Annotated in this window: 23 protein-coding genes; all 23 read left to right on the plus strand. The window is 39.3% G+C overall.

The genetic code is table 11. From position 1 onward, the window contains the following. Positions 1–165 precede the first annotated feature (165 nt). The 23 genes from ACFX4E_RS02135 (at position 166) to ahrC (ending at position 18,116) form a co-directional block, all read left to right on the plus strand. Positions 166–702 carry a YqhR family membrane protein gene (locus ACFX4E_RS02135; RefSeq protein WP_050689215.1) on the plus strand — a complete coding sequence of 179 codons (537 nt, stop codon included), beginning with the start codon at positions 166–168 and terminating at the stop codon, positions 700–702. A gap of 121 nt (positions 703–823) precedes the next feature. Beyond that, positions 824–1,261, plus strand: a complete 438-nt coding sequence (gene aroQ / locus ACFX4E_RS02140; RefSeq protein WP_013059157.1) for a type II 3-dehydroquinate dehydratase — start codon at positions 824–826, stop codon at positions 1,259–1,261. A 1-nt stretch (position 1,262) separates the two neighbouring features. Further along, a complete protein-coding gene (locus ACFX4E_RS02145; RefSeq protein WP_028410654.1) occupies positions 1,263–2,321 on the plus strand; it encodes a M24 family metallopeptidase in 1,059 nt (352 codons plus the stop codon). 19 nt (positions 2,322–2,340) lie between these two features. Then, positions 2,341–2,898 (plus strand): elongation factor P, encoded by a 558-nt coding sequence (gene efp / locus ACFX4E_RS02150; RefSeq protein ID WP_013059155.1) that lies wholly within the window; start codon positions 2,341–2,343, stop codon positions 2,896–2,898. A 138-nt stretch (positions 2,899–3,036) separates the two neighbouring features. Then, positions 3,037–3,318 carry a YqhV family protein gene (locus tag ACFX4E_RS02155; RefSeq protein ID WP_013059154.1) on the plus strand — a complete coding sequence of 94 codons (282 nt, stop codon included), beginning with the start codon at positions 3,037–3,039 and terminating at the stop codon, positions 3,316–3,318. A 65-nt stretch (positions 3,319–3,383) separates the two neighbouring features. Next, on the plus strand, positions 3,384–4,331 hold the full coding sequence (spoIIIAA, locus tag ACFX4E_RS02160; protein ID WP_377237919.1) for a stage III sporulation protein AA: 948 nt from the start codon (positions 3,384–3,386) through the stop codon (positions 4,329–4,331). Between the two features lie 6 nt (positions 4,332–4,337). After that, positions 4,338–4,850, plus strand: a complete 513-nt coding sequence (gene spoIIIAB, locus ACFX4E_RS02165; RefSeq protein WP_028410656.1) for a stage III sporulation protein SpoIIIAB — start codon at positions 4,338–4,340, stop codon at positions 4,848–4,850. 19 nt (positions 4,851–4,869) lie between these two features. After that, positions 4,870–5,076 (plus strand): stage III sporulation protein AC, encoded by a 207-nt coding sequence (gene spoIIIAC / locus ACFX4E_RS02170; RefSeq protein WP_013059151.1) that lies wholly within the window; start codon positions 4,870–4,872, stop codon positions 5,074–5,076. 20 nt (positions 5,077–5,096) lie between these two features. Further along, positions 5,097–5,480: a stage III sporulation protein AD gene (spoIIIAD, locus tag ACFX4E_RS02175; RefSeq protein ID WP_013059150.1), complete on the plus strand. Its 384-nt coding sequence runs from the start codon at positions 5,097–5,099 to the stop codon at positions 5,478–5,480. A 24-nt stretch (positions 5,481–5,504) separates the two neighbouring features. Continuing rightward, positions 5,505–6,689 (plus strand): stage III sporulation protein AE, encoded by a 1,185-nt coding sequence (gene spoIIIAE / locus ACFX4E_RS02180; protein ID WP_013059149.1) that lies wholly within the window; start codon positions 5,505–5,507, stop codon positions 6,687–6,689. After that, positions 6,686–7,315, plus strand: a complete 630-nt coding sequence (spoIIIAF, locus tag ACFX4E_RS02185; RefSeq protein ID WP_231504554.1) for a stage III sporulation protein AF — start codon at positions 6,686–6,688, stop codon at positions 7,313–7,315. The genes spoIIIAE and spoIIIAF overlap by 4 nt, the downstream gene beginning before the upstream one ends. Next, the gene (spoIIIAG, locus tag ACFX4E_RS02190) at positions 7,312–7,974 is read left to right on the plus strand and encodes a stage III sporulation protein AG (RefSeq protein WP_013084996.1); all 663 of its coding nucleotides are present in this window, start codon (positions 7,312–7,314) and stop codon (positions 7,972–7,974) included. Before spoIIIAF ends, spoIIIAG begins: the two co-directional genes overlap by 4 nt. A 7-nt stretch (positions 7,975–7,981) precedes the next feature. Continuing rightward, a complete protein-coding gene (locus ACFX4E_RS02195) occupies positions 7,982–8,632 on the plus strand; it encodes a SpoIIIAH-like family protein (RefSeq protein WP_272766929.1) in 651 nt (216 codons plus the stop codon). Positions 8,633–8,984: 352 nt separating this feature from the next. Further along, a complete protein-coding gene (accB, locus tag ACFX4E_RS02200) occupies positions 8,985–9,491 on the plus strand; it encodes an acetyl-CoA carboxylase biotin carboxyl carrier protein (RefSeq protein ID WP_028410660.1) in 507 nt (168 codons plus the stop codon). A gap of 12 nt (positions 9,492–9,503) precedes the next feature. Next, the gene (gene accC, locus ACFX4E_RS02205) at positions 9,504–10,856 is read left to right on the plus strand and encodes an acetyl-CoA carboxylase biotin carboxylase subunit (protein ID WP_013084993.1); all 1,353 of its coding nucleotides are present in this window, start codon (positions 9,504–9,506) and stop codon (positions 10,854–10,856) included. A 29-nt stretch (positions 10,857–10,885) separates the two neighbouring features. After that, positions 10,886–11,287, plus strand: a complete 402-nt coding sequence (locus tag ACFX4E_RS02210; protein WP_013059143.1) for an Asp23/Gls24 family envelope stress response protein — start codon at positions 10,886–10,888, stop codon at positions 11,285–11,287. A gap of 221 nt (positions 11,288–11,508) precedes the next feature. Next, positions 11,509–11,901 carry a transcription antitermination factor NusB gene (nusB, locus tag ACFX4E_RS02215; RefSeq protein ID WP_013059142.1) on the plus strand — a complete coding sequence of 131 codons (393 nt, stop codon included), beginning with the start codon at positions 11,509–11,511 and terminating at the stop codon, positions 11,899–11,901. Between the two features lie 84 nt (positions 11,902–11,985). Then, entirely contained in the window at positions 11,986–13,326 is a 1,341-nt protein-coding gene (gene xseA, locus ACFX4E_RS02220; protein WP_060746986.1) for an exodeoxyribonuclease VII large subunit, read from the plus strand. Positions 13,327–13,329: 3 nt separating this feature from the next. Continuing rightward, positions 13,330–13,563 carry an exodeoxyribonuclease VII small subunit gene (locus ACFX4E_RS02225; RefSeq protein WP_013059140.1) on the plus strand — a complete coding sequence of 78 codons (234 nt, stop codon included), beginning with the start codon at positions 13,330–13,332 and terminating at the stop codon, positions 13,561–13,563. Next, a complete protein-coding gene (locus ACFX4E_RS02230) occupies positions 13,563–14,459 on the plus strand; it encodes a polyprenyl synthetase family protein (RefSeq protein ID WP_013059139.1) in 897 nt (298 codons plus the stop codon). Before ACFX4E_RS02225 ends, ACFX4E_RS02230 begins: the two co-directional genes overlap by 1 nt. Positions 14,460–14,779: 320 nt before the next feature. Continuing rightward, positions 14,780–16,681 carry a 1-deoxy-D-xylulose-5-phosphate synthase gene (gene dxs / locus ACFX4E_RS02235; RefSeq protein WP_028410662.1) on the plus strand — a complete coding sequence of 634 codons (1,902 nt, stop codon included), beginning with the start codon at positions 14,780–14,782 and terminating at the stop codon, positions 16,679–16,681. After that, positions 16,678–17,505, plus strand: coding sequence for a TlyA family RNA methyltransferase (locus ACFX4E_RS02240; RefSeq protein WP_377237918.1), 828 nt, complete (start codon positions 16,678–16,680; stop codon positions 17,503–17,505). Before dxs ends, ACFX4E_RS02240 begins: the two co-directional genes overlap by 4 nt. Before the next feature lie 161 nt (positions 17,506–17,666). After that, positions 17,667–18,116 carry a transcriptional regulator AhrC/ArgR gene (gene ahrC / locus ACFX4E_RS02245; RefSeq protein ID WP_013059136.1) on the plus strand — a complete coding sequence of 150 codons (450 nt, stop codon included), beginning with the start codon at positions 17,667–17,669 and terminating at the stop codon, positions 18,114–18,116. Positions 18,117–18,121: the final 5 nt, after the last annotated feature.

Below are 18,121 nucleotides of genomic sequence, written 5' to 3' on the forward strand. Positions count from 1 at the left end.
CATTTATAAAATTTGTTTATGAAACTCTGTGCGAAGTAATTTAAAAATGTCTCTTTGATATCAGGCTCCCTTCTTGCGTATAGGAAGAGTAATAAACGTAAAAACTTAGAAATGAGTCAGTAGGAAATGAGAAAAAAGTTCATACTACATCAAGAGGTGATTAATATGTCAGAACCTAAAGAACAGCATGAAAAAAAACAGGATAACCACCCTACGCATAAACAGGAAATGTCTTTTTTATTTAAAGCCGTCTTTATTTCCTTTTTTGGAGGGATTTTCTGGAGCTTTATTGGCTATTTAAATTATCTGTTCAGCTTTAGTGTTATCAATCCAAATATGCTTTTAGATCCATGGGCGTTAGGTGATTGGAAGGATAAAGGAATAGGTGTTATCGTCAGTATTTTTCTTATAGGGGTATTATCTATTGTTGTCGGGTTGTTATACTACGTCCTATTAAAGAAGTTTAAAACAATTTGGATAGGTTTTGCTTACGGCTTATTATGGTGGGCAATTGTATTCGTTGTTTTGAATCCGCTCTTTCCCAACTTAAAAACAATTGGAGAGCTTCCAGCTAACACGATTATTTCATCCCTCTGTATTTATATTTTATATGGTGTATTCATCGGATATTCCATTTCTTTTGAAGCTGCAGAGCTTCAAACAAAAGATGAATCTACAGATTTTCAAACGGCGAATAAGTAGTGTGAATGTTCCAACGTATGCTAATATATTCTATATAATGATTTAAAAAGAAAAATAAAGTGCAAATTCACATAAGTGAGCTGCATAAAGGGTTCGTAGTAGGGGAGAGTGTTGAATTAAGATGAATAAGATTTTAGTAATAAACGGTCCTAATTTAAATCGTTTAGGCGTACGCGAACCAGCGGTATATGGGACAGATAATCTTCAAAATCTTGAAGAGAAGCTTCAGCGAGCAGGCAGAGACCATGGGGTAGAAGTTGAGTGCGTACAGTCTAATCACGAAGGTGTAATTATCGACTGGATTCATGAAGCGGATGAGAAATTTGATGGAATTATGATCAATCCTGGTGCTTTTACTCACTACAGTTATGCCATTCGAGATGCGATTGCCAGTATATCTGTTCCTGTTATTGAAGTGCATATTTCGAACGTACATAAGCGTGAAGAGTTTCGCCACCATTCGGTGACGGCACCTGTTACACATGGTCAAATTGTCGGGTTAGGTTTATACGGATACGAGCTTGCCCTGCAGGCACTTTTACAATTAAGGGGGAAATAAAATGAAAATCGAAAAACTACGCGAACAGTTTTCAAAGTTGAATGTGGATGGTGTTGTAATTACAAGTGAATATAACAGACGCTATATGACCAATTTCACAGGATCTGCTGGTGTCGTTATCATTTCTGAAGACAAAGCGGCATTTGTAACAGATTTTCGTTATGTTGAACAAGCAACTAGTCAAACAGAAGGTTTTGATATCGTTCAGCACAAGGGTCCTATTGTAGAAGAAGTAGCGAATGTAGTGAAACAATTTGGAATTAAAAAGCTTGGTTTTGAACAGAATTATGTTACATATGGACAGCATCAATTATTTGATAAGCATATCGGCGCGGAACTTGTTCCAATCTCGCACGCAATCGAAAACTTACGCTTGATAAAGAGTGACTCAGAGATTAAGATATTAAAGGAAGCTGCAAAAATAGCAGATGCAGCATATGAACATATTTTAACCTTTGTTCGTCCTGGTTTAACAGAGCTTCAAGTATCTAATGAACTGGAGTTCTTTATGAGAAAACAAGGCGCAACATCTTCATCTTTTGATACAATTGTTGCTTCAGGGCATCGCGGGGCTTTACCGCATGGTGTTGCTTCTGAAAAAGTAATTGAAAAAGGGGAACTTGTAACGCTTGATTTTGGCGCATACTATAACGGTTACTGTTCAGATATCACACGGACATTTGCCGTCGGTGAAGTAAGTGATAAGCTAAAAGAAATTTATAATGTCGTACTGCAAGCGCAGCTTAATGGAATGAGCGGCATCAAAGCGGGTATGACGGGTAAAGAAGCAGATGCGTTAACGCGTGATTATATTACAGAACACGGATACGGCCAGTATTTTGGACATTCGACCGGTCACGGCGTAGGGTTAGAAGTACATGAAGGCCCATCACTTTCTGTGAAATCTACAGATGTACTGCAGCCAGGTATGATTGTAACCGTTGAACCAGGTATTTACATACCAGACTTAGGGGGCGTTCGTATTGAAGATGATACGATCGTCACAGCAGAAGGTAATGAGGCATTATCGCACTCATCAAAAGAGTTCATTATTTTATAAAATGTAGGAGGATTTCTTCATGATTTCAGTAAATGATTTTCGTACAGGTTTGACAGTAGAAGTAGACGGAGGTATTTGGCGTGTAATGGATTTCCAACACGTAAAGCCTGGTAAAGGCGCTGCATTCGTTCGCTCAAAACTACGTAACCTTCGTACAGGAGCTGTGCAAGAAAAAACGTTCCGTGCAGGTGAAAAAGTAGGAAAAGCACAAATTGATAACCGTAAAATGCAATATCTATATGCAAGCGGCGATCAGCACGTATTCATGGACAACCAGTCTTATGAGCAATTAGAGCTTCCAGCAAGTGCAATTGAATATGAGCTAAAATTCTTAAAAGAGAATATGGAAGTAGCAATTATGATGTACCAAGGTGAGACATTAGGTGTTGAACTTCCAAACACAGTTGAGCTTAAAGTAACAGAAACTGAACCTGGTATTAAAGGTGACACAGCTTCTGGCGGTACAAAACCGGCAACTGTGGAAACTGGCTTAACAGTAAACGTTCCGTTCTTCGTAAACGAAGGTGACGTATTAATTATCAACACAACAGACAGCAGCTACGTATCACGCGCGTAATTGGATCGTGTAAGTAAGCTGCAAACATACAAAAAAGGCAGAGAATCATTCTCTGCCTTTTTTGTATGTTTTTTTGTGCTAACTCTTCCTTATTTTGCATAGGTTGTACTAAACAACGCAGAGATATAGGAGGGGCTTATGAAGCAGTGGTTGGATCATTTAAACGGTACGGTATTAACGATGGCGTGCCTTCGATTTATTTCTTCATTTATTGAGTTTATTGCCGCTATTTTAATTGTCACAAACAATGATGTGAAAAAAGCGTTAATGATTAATGGAATGTTAGCACTTGTTGGTCCGATTGTAATGGTGAGTTCTTTTACCATAGGTTTAGTGTCCGTAGCCGATCAATTATCTTTTGGGAAATTAATCATGATTGTAGTAGGAGTGCTCTTCATTTTAATCGGTGTTTTTAAATAAAAGGTAGGCATAAAATGGTCAAGCCTATAATACATTGAAGTGAGTTCAAATATGAGGGGATGAATATGTTAAACGAAATACTTGCAATCTTTCCGCCTAATTTAAAAAAGACTGTTGAATTTTATGTTACAAACCATTCTCATGTACTAGAAGAAATTCGAGTGCGTATAGGAAGACCTGTCGAATTTACAATCAACAATCAGCCATATTTCGAATCGTATCTTCCAAGTGCAGAAGATGCTTTATTTATCTTAAATAAATTAAGCCAGTTTTCAATTTATATGATTGAAGAAGAATTGAAAAAAGGATATGTCACCATTGAAGGCGGGCACCGGGTTGGGCTAGCGGGAAAAGTTGTAACAGAAAATGGACAGGTTCGTGTGATTCGAGATGTATCATCCTTTAATATCCGGATTGCTAAACAAAAGATTGGTATTTCGAATCAGCTTATTCCTTTTTTATACAATCGCTATTGGCAAAGTACGGTCATTATAGGACCTCCTCAAACAGGAAAAACAACCATGATTCGCGATTTAGCCAGAGTAATAAGTACTGGCATAAAGCGCTCTAAGATTCCTCCGTTTAAAGTGGGAATTGTAGATGAACGATCAGAAATTGCTGGGGCTGTTAAAGGGGTTCCTCAGCATACATTCGGATCTAGAATGGATTTATTAGACAGCTGTCCGAAAGCTGAAGGCATGATGATGATGATTCGCTCCATGAGCCCCGATGTGCTGATCGTGGATGAAGTGGGAAGTGAAGAAGATTGTAAGGCCGTACTTGAAGCGGTTAATGCTGGCGTTCGTGTCATTATGACTGTTCATGGCTATGACATTGACGATTTAATGAAGCGTCCCACTTTGCAAGCTTTAATGAAACTTCACGTATTCAAAAGGTATGTTGTGCTATCGAACAGCCGAGGTCCTGGAACACTTCAGGCTATCTACGATGAGCACTATAATTCCATGAAAACGTCCGTTGAAAAGTCGCTTATTGAAAATAGTAAAGGGTGATGGTGTATGAAACTGTTTGGTGCCATCTTTATCTTATTTGCTTCCACTTACACAGGGTTTGAGTTTGCAAAGCAGCTTAGTGCAAGACCCAGGCAGCTCAGGCAATTAAAAACGGCTCTGAGGTCGTTAGAAGCAGAAATTATGTACAGCAATCGGCCTCTTCAAGAAGTTGCTCATTTGTTATCTCTACAGCTTCCTAATCCTTTGGCTTCTTTATTTAATGAGTTTTCAATGAAATTAAAAGAAGGTACTGAAAGTGTCAAGGAAGCTTGGGAAAAGACGTTGGACCAATTTTGGAAACAAACCGCACTTAAAACGGGAGAACTAGAAATCTTAAAACAGTTTGGTGAAACGCTTGGTCAGCATGATCGTTATTCGCAGCAAAAGCATATCTTACTGACGCTGAATCATCTTGAACGCGAAGAACAAGATGCAATTGATAAGCAGAATCGCTATGAAAAAATGGTTAAAAGTTTAGGCTTTCTATCTGGGTTGCTACTGGTCATTCTATTGATGTAGCGATAGAGGAGGATTGAATGTGGGAATTGATATGAACACCATTTTTCAGATTGCTGGGATTGGTATCGTCGTAGCTTTTTTAGTCACCGTACTCGAACAGATGGGAAAAAAAGATTACGCGAACTGGGTTACCCTCATCGGTTTTATTTATATTTTATTTATGGTTGCTTCGATTGTAGAGGACTTATTTCAAAAAATCAAATCGGTTTTTTTATTTCAAGGGTAGAGGGGTGAGTTGCCATTGAAATGCTTCAAATTGTGGGCTTAGGGTTAGTAGCTACGTTTTTGGCTCTTATTTTAAAAGAACATAAATCACCTATTGCTTTTTTACTTGTTGTATTCGTGGGATCCGTGATCTTTCTTTTTTTAATTGATCAAATCTACGAAATTATTAAGATGGTCGAGCGGCTGTCGATTAATGCCCACGTTAACATGATTTATGTGGAAACCATTTTGAAAATTATTGGTATCGCCTATATCGCCGAATTTGGTGCTCAAATTACGAAAGATGCAGGGCAGGGTGCCATTGCTTCTAAAATTGAATTAGGTGGAAAAGTGCTGATTCTCTCCATGGCAATTCCTATTTTAACGGTCATTATTGAAACGATTATTTCAATGCTGCCCAATTAATTTTACTTAATATGAGGTGACGAAATGAAGCGGTGGACGTTTAAAGTGAATATACTCGCTCTTCTTTTGTTCCTCTTTTTTTTCTTTCCAGAAAATGTACAAGCTTCCGAACCCCCGAAGCAGCAAGAACTTGTCAATGAACAAATTGATAAGCTCGGTATCGATGAAGTCAAACAATTTTGGGACGATATTATTACCCAATACGGCGGCTTTTTACCCGAGAGTCAGAAGGGAAGTTTAGTCGATTTTTTAAAAGGAGAAAAAGAGTTCTCTCTTAAAGAATGGCTAGGAGGTCTTGTAAAGTTTTTATTTCATGAAGTATTAGCGAATGGAAAGCTCCTCGGTACGCTCATTATGCTAACGGTTTTTAGCGTGTTTTTACAAACGCTCCAAAGTGCGTTTAATCAGCAAACCGTAAGTAAAGTAGCGTATGCGCTTGTATATATGGTTTTGATCATCATTGCTCTTAATAGTTTTCAAATTGCTATCTCTTATGCAACGGGAGCGATTGAGACCATGACCAAATTCATTTTAGCTCTGGTGCCGCTGCTGCTTGCCTTAATGGCATCATCAGGAGGAGTTGTATCGGCAGCCTTTTTTCATCCGATGATTTTGTTTTTAATGAACACAAGCGGTTTGCTTATTCAATACGTAGTGATGCCGCTGCTTTTTCTTTCAGCACTGCTTAGCATTGTGAGTACGATTTCAGATGAACATAAGGTTACACAGCTTGCTCAGCTGTTGAGAAATATAAGCATTGGCGTGCTTGGAATATTCCTAACTGTTTTTTTAGGGGTGCTGTCCGTTCAAGGGGCCACCTCAGCTGTTGCCGACGGTATTACAATTCGAACGGCAAAGTTTGTCACAGGGAACTTTATACCTGTTGTAGGACGTGTATTCACAGATGCGGCTGATACAGTCATCAGTGCCTCGCTTCTATTAAAGAATTCAGTAGGGATTGCTGGAGTAGCAGTCTTACTGTTAATCGTCGCGTTTCCGGCTATTAAAGTGTTAACGCTCGCTTTTATCTATAAGCTAGCAGCAGCTCTTCTTCAACCTATTGGAGGAGGACCGGTTATTTCCTGCTTGAGCATTATCAGCAAAAGCGTCATCTATATTTTCGCGGCGCTTGCGGTTGTCTCGCTTATGTTTTTCTTATGTTTAACGGTCATCATTACAGCGAGCAACGTCACAATGATGGTGAGGTGAAGAAATTGCAGGCCTTAACGACGTGGATTACTAATATCGTTCTTTTTATCTTATTAGCTACCATTATTAATTTACTATTGCCCAATTCTAGTTTTCAAAAATATACAAAGCTGGTGGTTGGACTTCTTTTAATGCTGATTATTATTACACCCGTTTTTCAAATTTTCAAAGTGGATGTTAATCAAATGCTGAAATCACTTAGCTTATCATCTATTCGATCCGATCAGCAGGTAGAAAATTCAATAGAAAATCAGAAAAAAGAAATACAAGCTTCACAACGTGCATATATTTTAGAACAAATGGCTGTCCAAATGGAGACAGATGTAAAAGAGGAGTTGATGGATCAGTATGGTGTAGCAATTGATCGAATTCACATTGAAACAAAAAAGCCGAACGACGAACCTACCGCTGATAATATTAAATCCATTTCAGTTGCCGTAAGTAAAAAAGCATCGGATGATTCCGAGGTTGTTTCAGCTGTGAAAGTTATTTCTATTGATACCTCCACACCGATCGAAACAAACAAACCAACAGAATCCAAGAAATTATCCAACTATTTAGCAGCAAAATGGGATGTAAAACAAGGCCAAGTTGTTGTGAATATGGAGGAGGGAGACACGAAATGAGTCAAAAGCCAGAAAAAGGTGACCCATCATTTTTTCAGCGGTTCTTTTCACTTAAACAGTCATCAACTACGAAGAAACCTTCAAAGTTAATGTATATAGGCATTTTACTAGCTGCAGGCGTTATCTTTATGGTATTTAGCAACTCACTCACAACATCTATGAATTCAGGCGGATTACTAAAGAGTGCAAGCAAAGAAACCAGCGCACCACCGGTATCACAGGATGTTCCCGCTTTTAGCTCTAAAAAGACAACAACGATGACAGGTTATGAAGAGCGGTATGAGGAAGAATTGAAAGATATTTTGGATCAAGTTAGAGGCGTAAGTAAGGTAAAAGTAATTGTGAACCTAGATGCAACAGAATCCAAAATATATGAAAAAAACAGCGTCACAAAATCGCAAACGACCAACGAAACGGACCGTGAAGGAGGGACTCGTAAAGTTGAAGATTCCTCAACAGACGAACAGCTGGTCATTGTAAGAAGCGGAGAACAAGAAAAGCCTGTTGTAGTTAAAACCGAAAAACCAAAAGTAAGAGGCGTGTTAGTTGTCGCTAAAGGAGCTGATAATATCGAGGTAAAGAAATCTATTATTGAAGCCGTGACAAGAGCGCTCGATATACCAAGTCATAGAGTAGCAGTATTAGCGAAAAAAGGATGAGGGGGAAATGAATATGTTATTAAAAAAGCAAACGGTTTGGTTATTAACAATGCTAAGTTTAGTGGTTGTGTTATCGGTGTATTATATGACAACGCCAGAAAATCCTCAGAGTAATGTTGCGTTAGTAGACAATGAAAAGCAAAGCGAAAAGCAAGCTGATGACAAGGCTCCTGCAGAAGATACAAAACAACAGACAGATGAGAAATCAGGAACAAAAGAAGATTCAAAAACTGAAGGCTCATCAGAAGATGTAAAGAAGGAAACGGCTAAAAATGCAAAAGAATCAGCGGTTGTATCAAGCACGGACAGCGATGAGCTATTTACGGCGCTTCGTTTGGAATTAAATGATGAAAGAAGTCAATTAAAAGAAGAGTATCAAGAAGTAGCGGCATCAAAAAATGTGACGCCTGCGGAAGTAAGCAAGGCGATGGATAAAATTGATGAATTATCAAAGCTAGGGGAAAAAGAAGCCACGCTGGAAACATTAATTAAAGCAAAAGGATACAGTGACGCGCTAGTAAGAGCAGACGGAAAGCAAGTACAAATTACGGTTAAGACAGAAAAACACTCAAAAACAAAAGCAAATCAAATCATTCAGCTAGTCAAAAAAGAAATGGGTCCAAAAGAAGTAGCGGTAGAGTTTCAGCCAACTAAATAAAGGGAATAAAAGAAGTGTGAAACAGCCGTAAATTGGGGTTGTTTACACTTCTTTTTTTATGAAATGACTAAAATCTAAGCGAGACGGTAAAAATTTTAACATGGCTTTCTTTTTTTACTTCGGTTATAATAGGTTTCATAATCTTATATTAGTACTAGGTGACAAATGTTTTCATACGTATTGTCATCTGTAAAGCTATGTTTCCATTTATAAAACGATAACGCTAAAAAGTTATTATAGAGTAAGTGGAACTTCTTTTTAATGTTTGCCAAACGAATTGAATGGCTGTAGCCATCTATCGTATTATTAACATTGTAGAGAATTCTATTTTCATGAGGTAGGAGTGTTCAATATGTTAAAAATTCAAGAGATCCGTGAGATCATTAAACTAGTTGATCAATCATCAATCGAGGAGTTCACCTATGAGCACGAAGGCTCCAAAATCAAGATGAAGAAAAAAGACGCAATTGTTTCCAAACAAGCGCAGCAAGTAGTGGTTTCGGCACCTGAACAAGTGGCAGCACCTGCACCGCAGGCAGCAGCGGCTCCAGCGCCAGCCCCAGCAGCACAGTCTGCTCAACCAAAAGAAGAACAAGCGGCCCCAGCGGTTGATGAGAGTTTACATAAAATTACATCTCCGATGGTAGGGACATTCTATGCGTCATCATCGCCAGAATCTGATGTATACGTAACTCCTGGAGATAAAGTACAAAAAGATTCGGTTGTATGTATTGTAGAAGCAATGAAATTATTCAATGAAATCGAAGCAGAAGTTAAAGGTGAAATCGTTGACGTATTAGTTGAAAATGGACAACTTGTAGAATACGGTCAACCTCTTTTCTTAGTAAAGCCTGAATAAGGAGCGGTAAATATGATTAAAAAGCTATTAATTGCGAATCGAGGAGAAATTGCGGTTCGAATTATTCGAGCGTGTAAAGAATTAGGTGTAGAATCAGTAGCTGTTCATTCTCAAGCTGATCGTGACTCTTTGCATGTACAATTAGCAGACGAAGCGTATTGTATTGGACCAACGTCATCTAAAGACAGCTATTTAAACTTTACAAACATTATGAGTGTTGCGATGCTAACGGGCTGTGACGCTATTCACCCTGGATACGGCTTTTTAGCTGAAAACGCTGATTTTGCAGAGCTATGCAGAGAGTGTAACGTTACATTTGTAGGACCAAGTCCTGAAGCCATTAACAAAATGGGAACAAAAGACGTAGCGAGAGAAACGATGCGTGAAGCGGGTGTTCCAATTGTTCCTGGTTCAACTGGAATTGTAGAGTCAGTGGAAGACGGTATGTCAATCGCTAATGATATTGGCTATCCTGTTATTATTAAAGCAACGGCAGGAGGCGGAGGAAAAGGAATCCGCGTTGCGAAAAATGAACAAGAGCTTATTAAAGGTATTACAATTACACAGCAAGAAGCTGCTACAGCTTTCGGTAACCCTGGTGTGTATATTGAAAAGTTCATTGAGGATTTCCGTCACGTTGAGATCCAAGTGTTGGCTGATTCTCATGGGAATACTGTACATTTAGGAGAGCGTGATTGCTCGATTCAACGCCGTCTTCAAAAATTAATTGAAGAAACGCCTTCTCCAGCGTTAGACGAAAAAACGCGTGAATTAATGGGCGACGCTGCTGTTAAAGCTGCTCAAGCCGTTAATTACACAGGAGCCGGAACAGTGGAATTCATTTATGATTACCGTGAAAATAAATTTTACTTCATGGAAATGAATACGCGTATCCAAGTAGAACACCCTGTTACAGAGATGGTGACAGGAGTTGATTTAATTAAAGAACAAATCAAAGTGGCAAATGGTGAAACTTTACCGTTTACGCAAGAAGAAGTGACATTTAACGGATGGGCAATTGAGTGCCGAATCAACGCAGAAAACCCAGAGAAAAACTTTATGCCATCACCAGGTACGATTCAAATGTACTTGCCGCCAGGTGGCTACGGAGTGCGCGTAGACTCTGCTGCATACCCGGGCTATGCAATCCCGCCTTACTATGATTCAATGGTGGCTAAATTGATCGTTCATGCGCCAACTCGTGAGGAAGCTATTGAACGAATGAAGCGCGCGTTAGATGAATTTGTTATCGACGGCGTGGCGACCACTATTCCTTTTCACCAAAAACTATTAAATCATGAAAAATTTGTTAGCGGTGAATTCAACACGAAGTTTCTTGAGCTATATGACGTAATGAATTCTTAGTATAATATAAACTATAGGAGGTGCTGTACATGAATGAAAATCATGTATTAGAAATGGAAGAACACCCAAATTCTCTTGGCAAAGTAGAAATTGCTCCTGAGGTTATTGAAGTCATTGCGGGTATTGCTGCTTCTGAAGTAGAAGGCGTTTCTGCAATGAGAGGAAATTTTGCAGCTGGCGTTGTGGAGAAACTAGGAAAGAAAAACCACGGTAAAGGTGTAAAAGTGGACTTAACAGAAAACGGGATAAAAGTAGACGTATTTTGTATGATGAAGTTTGGAGTGTCTATTCCAAACGTAGCGCAACAAGTACAAGATAACATTCGTCAAGCCCTTAAAAATATGACAGCTATTGATCTCGATGAAGTAAACATTCATATCGTAGGGATTCAGTTTGATACGCAAAAAACTGATATTGAAGAAGTTGAATAAAACAAACGTTGACCTAACGGCTGTTGCTAAAATGGAATAACGTATGATTACTTGTTCCTTTTCAACACAAGCTATGGTAAAGTGAAAAAGACTGTCTCGTCATAAAGACGGTCTTTTTCGTGTTCTACAAACTTCGTCTAAGAACAATGAAGTATCGTTTCATAAACTATGCTATTATCTAGGTATACTAGTTGAAGAAGATAAATAAAGGAGCAAAAATAATGAAAAGACATACAGCACGCCAAAAAGCATTACAAGCACTATTTCAGCATGATTTAGGGCAGACCGAGCCAATGGAGGCAATCGGAAATGTTGTACAAAATGAAAAGTCTGATCAATTTTTAGAAAGTCTCGTGCTAGGTGTGGTTGAACATCAGCAAGAAATTGATGAACTTTTACGCAATCATTTAGAAAAATGGACGTTAGATCGTGTAGCTACTGTAGACCGCGTTATCCTACGTATTGCCGTATACGAAATGAAGTATGAAGAAGAAATTCCTACGAGCGTTACGTTAAATGAAGCGATTGAATTAGCGAAAACGTTTGGCGATGATCAATCAAGCAAGTTTATCAATGGCGTATTGTCTAAAGTGTTAACAACTTTATCTAAATAAAGGTTCATCTTGCCAAATCAAGTGACCAAAATGCTTCTCTCCTTTATATAAAGGGGAGAGGGTGACTGCAAAGGAGGCAAAACGATGAGTGAAGTGCGTTATCTAACCGTTACGGCTCTTACACGATACATTAAGCGCAAGTTTGATGTAGACCCTCACATGCAAGATGTATGGATTAAAGGAGAAATTTCTAACTTTAAACGTCATAGTCGGGGACATATGTATTTCACCTTGAAAGATCAAAATGCTCGTATCGCAGCCGTTATGTTTGCTGGGCATAACCGGCAGCTTAATTTTCAGCCTGAAGAAGGAATGAATGTACTCATTCGAGCTGAAATTTCGGTTTATGAACCAAGCGGAAACTATCAAATGTACGTAAAAGAAATGCAGCCTGATGGCGTTGGAAACTTATACTTGGCCTACGAACAGCTGAAAAAAAAGCTGGAAAAAGAAGGCTTATTTGATCCTGCTAGGAAACGAAAACTGCCGAAGTATCCAACAACAATAGGTGTTATTACATCTCCAACTGGAGCAGCCGTACGTGATATTATTACGACATTAAAGCGCAGATATAACGCGAACATTATTGTGATGCCCGCTCTTGTTCAAGGAGTGAATGCGGCACCGTCTATCATTAAGGCAATTGAAGAAGCAAACCGTCGTAAAGAAGCAGACGTATTAATTGTTGGCCGCGGTGGTGGGTCAATTGAAGAGCTTTGGGCTTTTAACGAAGAAAGCGTTGCTCGTGCAATTTTCACTTCTACTATTCCTGTTATTTCAGCGGTTGGACATGAAACCGATTTTACAATTGCAGATTTTGTAGCAGATCTTCGCGCTCCTACTCCAACGGGTGCTGCGGAATTGGCTGTGCCTCATATCAGTGAAATTACAGAAAGATTGACTCAGCGAAATATCCGTCTTCTTCGTTCGATGAAAGAAATGCTTCAGTCTAGTAGCCGCAGGCTTGAACGATCCCAAAAATCATATGCTTTTCGTTATCCTCAAAAGTTGGTCGAGCAAAAAGAGCAGCAGTTAGATCAGTTGATGGAGCGTTTTTATCGTGAAGGTAGAAGGTACATTGAAGATAAACGGACGAACTCCGAGCAGCTAACAGCCGCTTTGTTGCGCAATCACCCCCAGCATCAGTTAACGAAAGCAGCGGAGCGTCAACAGCAGCTGACGAAAATGCTGACAAAAGAGATGCAGCAGCTGCTAAAGCAAAAACAGCTTTTATTTGCAACGGCAACGTCAAAATTACATACGCTTAGTCCATTAAAAACAATGGAAAGAGGCTACAGCTTAGTATACGATAAAGAAAAAGAGTTAATTAAATCAACCAAACAAGTATCCAAAGGCGATGTGGTAAACGTTCGTTTGACCGATGGACAGTTGCAGTGTGAAGTTTCGAAAATAGAGGAGCGATGAAAAATGGCGACAAATAAAGAGTATACGTTTGAAGAGGCGATGGAGCAGTTAGAAACCATCGTAAACAAGCTAGAAGAAGGCGACGTGCCTTTAGAAGAAGCAATTCAACAATTCCAAGAAGGAATGACTCTTTCAAAATTCTGTCACGATCGTCTTCAGCATATTGAAAAGCAAATGGAAACTATTTTACGTGAAGACGGAACGCTTGAGCCATTCTCGGTGCAGGAGGAAGAGTGATGGTGAATGAAATGAATTTAAAAGAGTATATTTCTTTTACAAAAGATCGAGTAGAAACACGCTTGCCTGAAGTGGTAAAAGCATTACATGCTCCGGTTAACTTAAAGGAATCCATGCTTTACTCTCTTACGGCAGGAGGAAAGCGACTTCGCCCAGTGTTGTTGTTTGCAACGCTACATGCGTTTGGAAAAGACGAGAGCATGGGATTAGAAACAGCATGTGCAGTGGAAATGATTCATACATATTCTCTCATTCACGATGATTTACCTAGCATGGATGATGACGACTTAAGAAGAGGTAAACCGACGAATCACAAGGTGTACGGCGAAGCAACGGCTATATTAGCTGGAGATGCTCTTTTAACAAATAGCTTTCAGCTCATTTCTGAAGCGGCACATCCTGAGATTACATCACATATGAAGCTTCAGCTCATTACAGAACTGGTAAAAGCAAGCGGAACAGAAGGTATGATCAGCGGACAGGTTGCGGATATGGAAGGCGAAAAAAAGCAGCTCACGCTAGATGAGCTTGAATATATTCACCTTCACAAAACGGGGAAGCTGCTAGGTTTTTGTGTAAAAGCAGGAGCTATTCTTGCAAAAGCTACGCCTCTACAGCAAGAATTATTAGAAGAATTCAGTAAGCATGTAGGGTTAGCGTTTCAAATTCAAGATGATATCTTGGATGTGGAAGGGTCTGAAGAAAAATTAGGAAAGCCAATTGGCAGTGATACAGAAAATGAAAAAACGACATATCCTTCTTTGTTAGGTATGGAAGCGGCCAAAGAAAAGTTACAGTATCATGTTGAACAAGCACTTCTCTCGTTACGTCAAGCTCAAATTAAGCACGGATTACTAGAAGAAATTTGTTTATATATAGCAAAACGTGATAGTTAATGACGAGTTCTGTCAGGTTTTTTGAGTGATACAGTAAAATAAGATTGAGTCCCAATAGGGGCTATGCTATAATGATTTTACTACTGTATAAAAGCGTAGTGCATAGGTTTGAAAGACATATACAATATCTTGGTGGCCGTTATCACATTTGTGTTAGCGGCTATTTTTTCACTGTTTTCCTTTGAATATCACTGGTTTACTGATAGAATATCAAAGGTATTGTAAGTAATAAGGAAATACTAAAAATTGACTATACGTATAAAACAATAGACAATGTATTAAGGTAACTTTATAACAAGTACGAAAGTGAGTGATCCACCTTGGATCTTACAACGATAAAAAATCCTGAGTTTTTAAAGAAAATGTCAGTAACACAATTAGAAGAACTAAGTGAAGAGATTCGTCGTTTTTTAATTACAAAGCTTTCTGCAACTGGTGGTCATATAGGGCCGAATTTGGGGGTTGTTGAGTTAACGCTTGCACTCCATAAAGTGTTCGACAGCCCAAAAGATAAATTTTTATGGGACGTGGGGCATCAGTCGTATGTCCATAAAATTTTAACAGGACGAGCGGGAGAGTTTGATACAATCCGTCAATATAAAGGATTATGCGGTTTTCCAAAGCGTGACGAAAGTGAGCATGATGTATGGGAAACGGGACATAGTTCTACATCTCTTTCAGCCGCAATGGGAATGGCTGCTGCAAGAGATTTACAAAAAACAAAAGCTCATATTGTTCCTATCATTGGGGATGGAGCTTTAACAGGTGGTATGGCTCTTGAAGCGCTTAACCACATCGGGCACGAGCAAACGGATATGACCGTTATTTTAAATGACAATGAAATGTCTATCGCTCCTAACGTGGGTGCTGTACACAGTATTCTAGGACGTTTGCGCACGGCGGGCAAATACAACTGGGTAAAAGATGAGCTTGAAGTCTTGCTGAAAAAAGTGCCTGCAGTAGGCGGGAAGCTTGCAGCAACGGCAGAACGTGTAAAAGATGGCCTAAAGTACATGGTCGTGTCAGGCATGTTCTTTGAAGATCTTGGCTTTACGTATTTAGGCCCGGTTGATGGCCATAGCTATGACGATTTATTGGAAACGTTACAATATGCAAAGAAAACAAAAGGACCGGTACTGATTCACGTTATTACGAAAAAAGGGAAAGGGTACTTGCCAGCGGAAAGCGATAAAAGCGGAGCATGGCATGGTACAGGCCCTTACAAAATTGAGTCTGGTGACTTTATTAAAGACAAAAATGTTCCGATTGCTTGGAGTAAATTAGTAAGTGATACGGTATTGAAGATGGCTAGAGAAGATGATCGCATTGTAGCCGTAACGCCAGCAATGCCTGTAGGTTCAAAACTCGAAGCATTTCAAAAAGAGTTTCCACATCGCATGTTTGATGTTGGGATTGCAGAGCAGCATGCAACAACAATGGCAGCGGGTCTTGCAACTCAAAATATGAAGCCCTTTTTAGCTATTTATTCTACGTTTTTACAGCGTGCATACGATCAGGTGGTTCATGATATTTGCCGTCAGAAGCTAAATGTATTTATTGGAATTGATCGCGCTGGACTAGTAGGTGCTGATGGTGAAACGCATCAAGGCGTGTTTGATATTGCATTCTTACGTCATTTGCCTAACCTTGTTATTATGATGCCAAAAGACGAGAATGAAGGCCAGCACATGGTTCACACTGCTTTGACTTATGAAGAAGGTCCGATTGCTATGCGCTACGCTAGAGGAAACGGATTAGGTGTTGAACTAGATTCAGAACTGAAAAACATTCCAATCGGTACATGGGACGTATTAAAAGAAGGTTCAGATACAACCATTTTAACGTTTGGTACAACAATTTCAATGGCGATGGATGCAGCAGCAGAACTTGAGAAGCAAGGAATCAGCGTCAAAGTGGTAAATGCTCGTTTTATTAAACCGCTGGATGAAAAAATGCTTCATGAGATTTTCCAAACGAATAAGCCTGTGATTACGGTAGAAGAAGCGGTACTTCAAGGCGGTTTTGGGAGCGCGGTGTTAGAGTTTGCATCAGAGCACGGCTATTATGATACGCGCGTTGAACGTATGGGGATTCCAGATCGCTTTATCGAGCACGGAAGCGTAACAAAACTTTTAGAAGAAATTGGCTTAACCAAAGAAGAGATTATAAATCGAGTTAAAAAACTCGTAACACCAACACAAAAGAGGCTTGAAGTTAAGTGACAAAAAAAGAACGAGTAGATGTATTATTAGTAGAACGAGGTTTGATTGAAACAAGAGAAAAAGCAAAGCGTACAGTAATGGCAGGACTTGTTTATGCGAATGAAGTCCGTTTGGATAAGCCGGGAGAGAAAATTGAACGCGATACGCCGCTGACAATTAAAGGTGCAGTAATGCCTTACGTCAGCAGAGGCGGCTTTAAGCTTGAAAAAGCGATTAAAGAATTTAATGTCCATGTAGCGGATAAAATCATGATTGATATTGGTTCTTCTACTGGAGGCTTTACTGATTGTGCCCTTCAAAATGGAGCGAAGATGTCCTATGCGCTAGACGTAGGCTATAATCAGCTAGCTTGGAAGCTTCGTCAAGATGAACGAGTAGAAGTAATGGAACGAACAAATTTCCGTTACGTGACCCCAGCTGATTTATCAAGAGGCTTGCCTGAATTCGCTTCTATTGATGTATCATTTATTTCCTTAAGACTCATTCTTCCTGTGTTAAAAACACTTCTTGTTCCACACAGCGACGTTGTTGCGCTCGTTAAGCCACAGTTTGAGGCTGGAAGAGAGCAAGTTGGGAAAAAAGGAATCGTGCGTGATTCAAAAGTGCATGAAGAAGTCCTTCAAGGCATGGTGGATTTCTCGCTTCGTCAAGGATACGATGTATATAACATGTCGTATTCACCGATAACGGGAGGAGATGGAAATATCGAATTTCTTCTCCACCTGCGCTGGAAAGGCGAGCGTGAACTTGGTGAAAATCAAGCTCCGCTTACTATGCATGAAGTAGTCGAAGAAGCACATAAGACGTTAAAAGAGAAAAAGTAATAATGGCCAATGTTAAGCAAAGACTTAGCATTGGCGATTTGATTATGACTCTTTATACAAAAGGTGCATAATCAAGTTGAACACATTATGATACTTAATTAGTGAAAGACTTATAAACAACAAATCAAAAAGAAGATTACATATTAATGTGAGGTGCCAACATGAATAAAGGGCAAAGACATATTAAAATTCGTGATATTATCACGAATAATGATATTGAAACACAGGATGAATTGGTAGATATTTTAAAAAACCAAGGTTTTAATGTAACACAGGCAACAATCTCTCGTGATATTAAAGAATTGCACTTAGTCAAAGTGCCTTTGATGGACGGTCGATACAAATACAGCTTGCCTGCAGATCAGCGTTTTAATCCCTTACAAAAGTTAAAGCGCTCTCTTATGGACGCATTTGTAAAAATTGATTCAGCTGGGCATATGTTGGTGATGAAAACATTACCGGGAAATGCAAATGCGATTGGCGCATTAATTGATCATTTGGACTGGGATGAAATATTAGGAACAATTTGTGGAGACGATACATGTTTGATTATTTGCCGTACTCCTGAAGATACGCAAATTATATCAGACCGATTCTTAGAAATGTTATAAAGGTG

Origin of the sequence: Priestia sp. YIM B13491 (genome assembly GCF_042787605.1) — a bacterium.
GTDB lineage: Bacteria > Bacillota > Bacilli > Bacillales > Bacillaceae_H > Priestia > Priestia megaterium_E.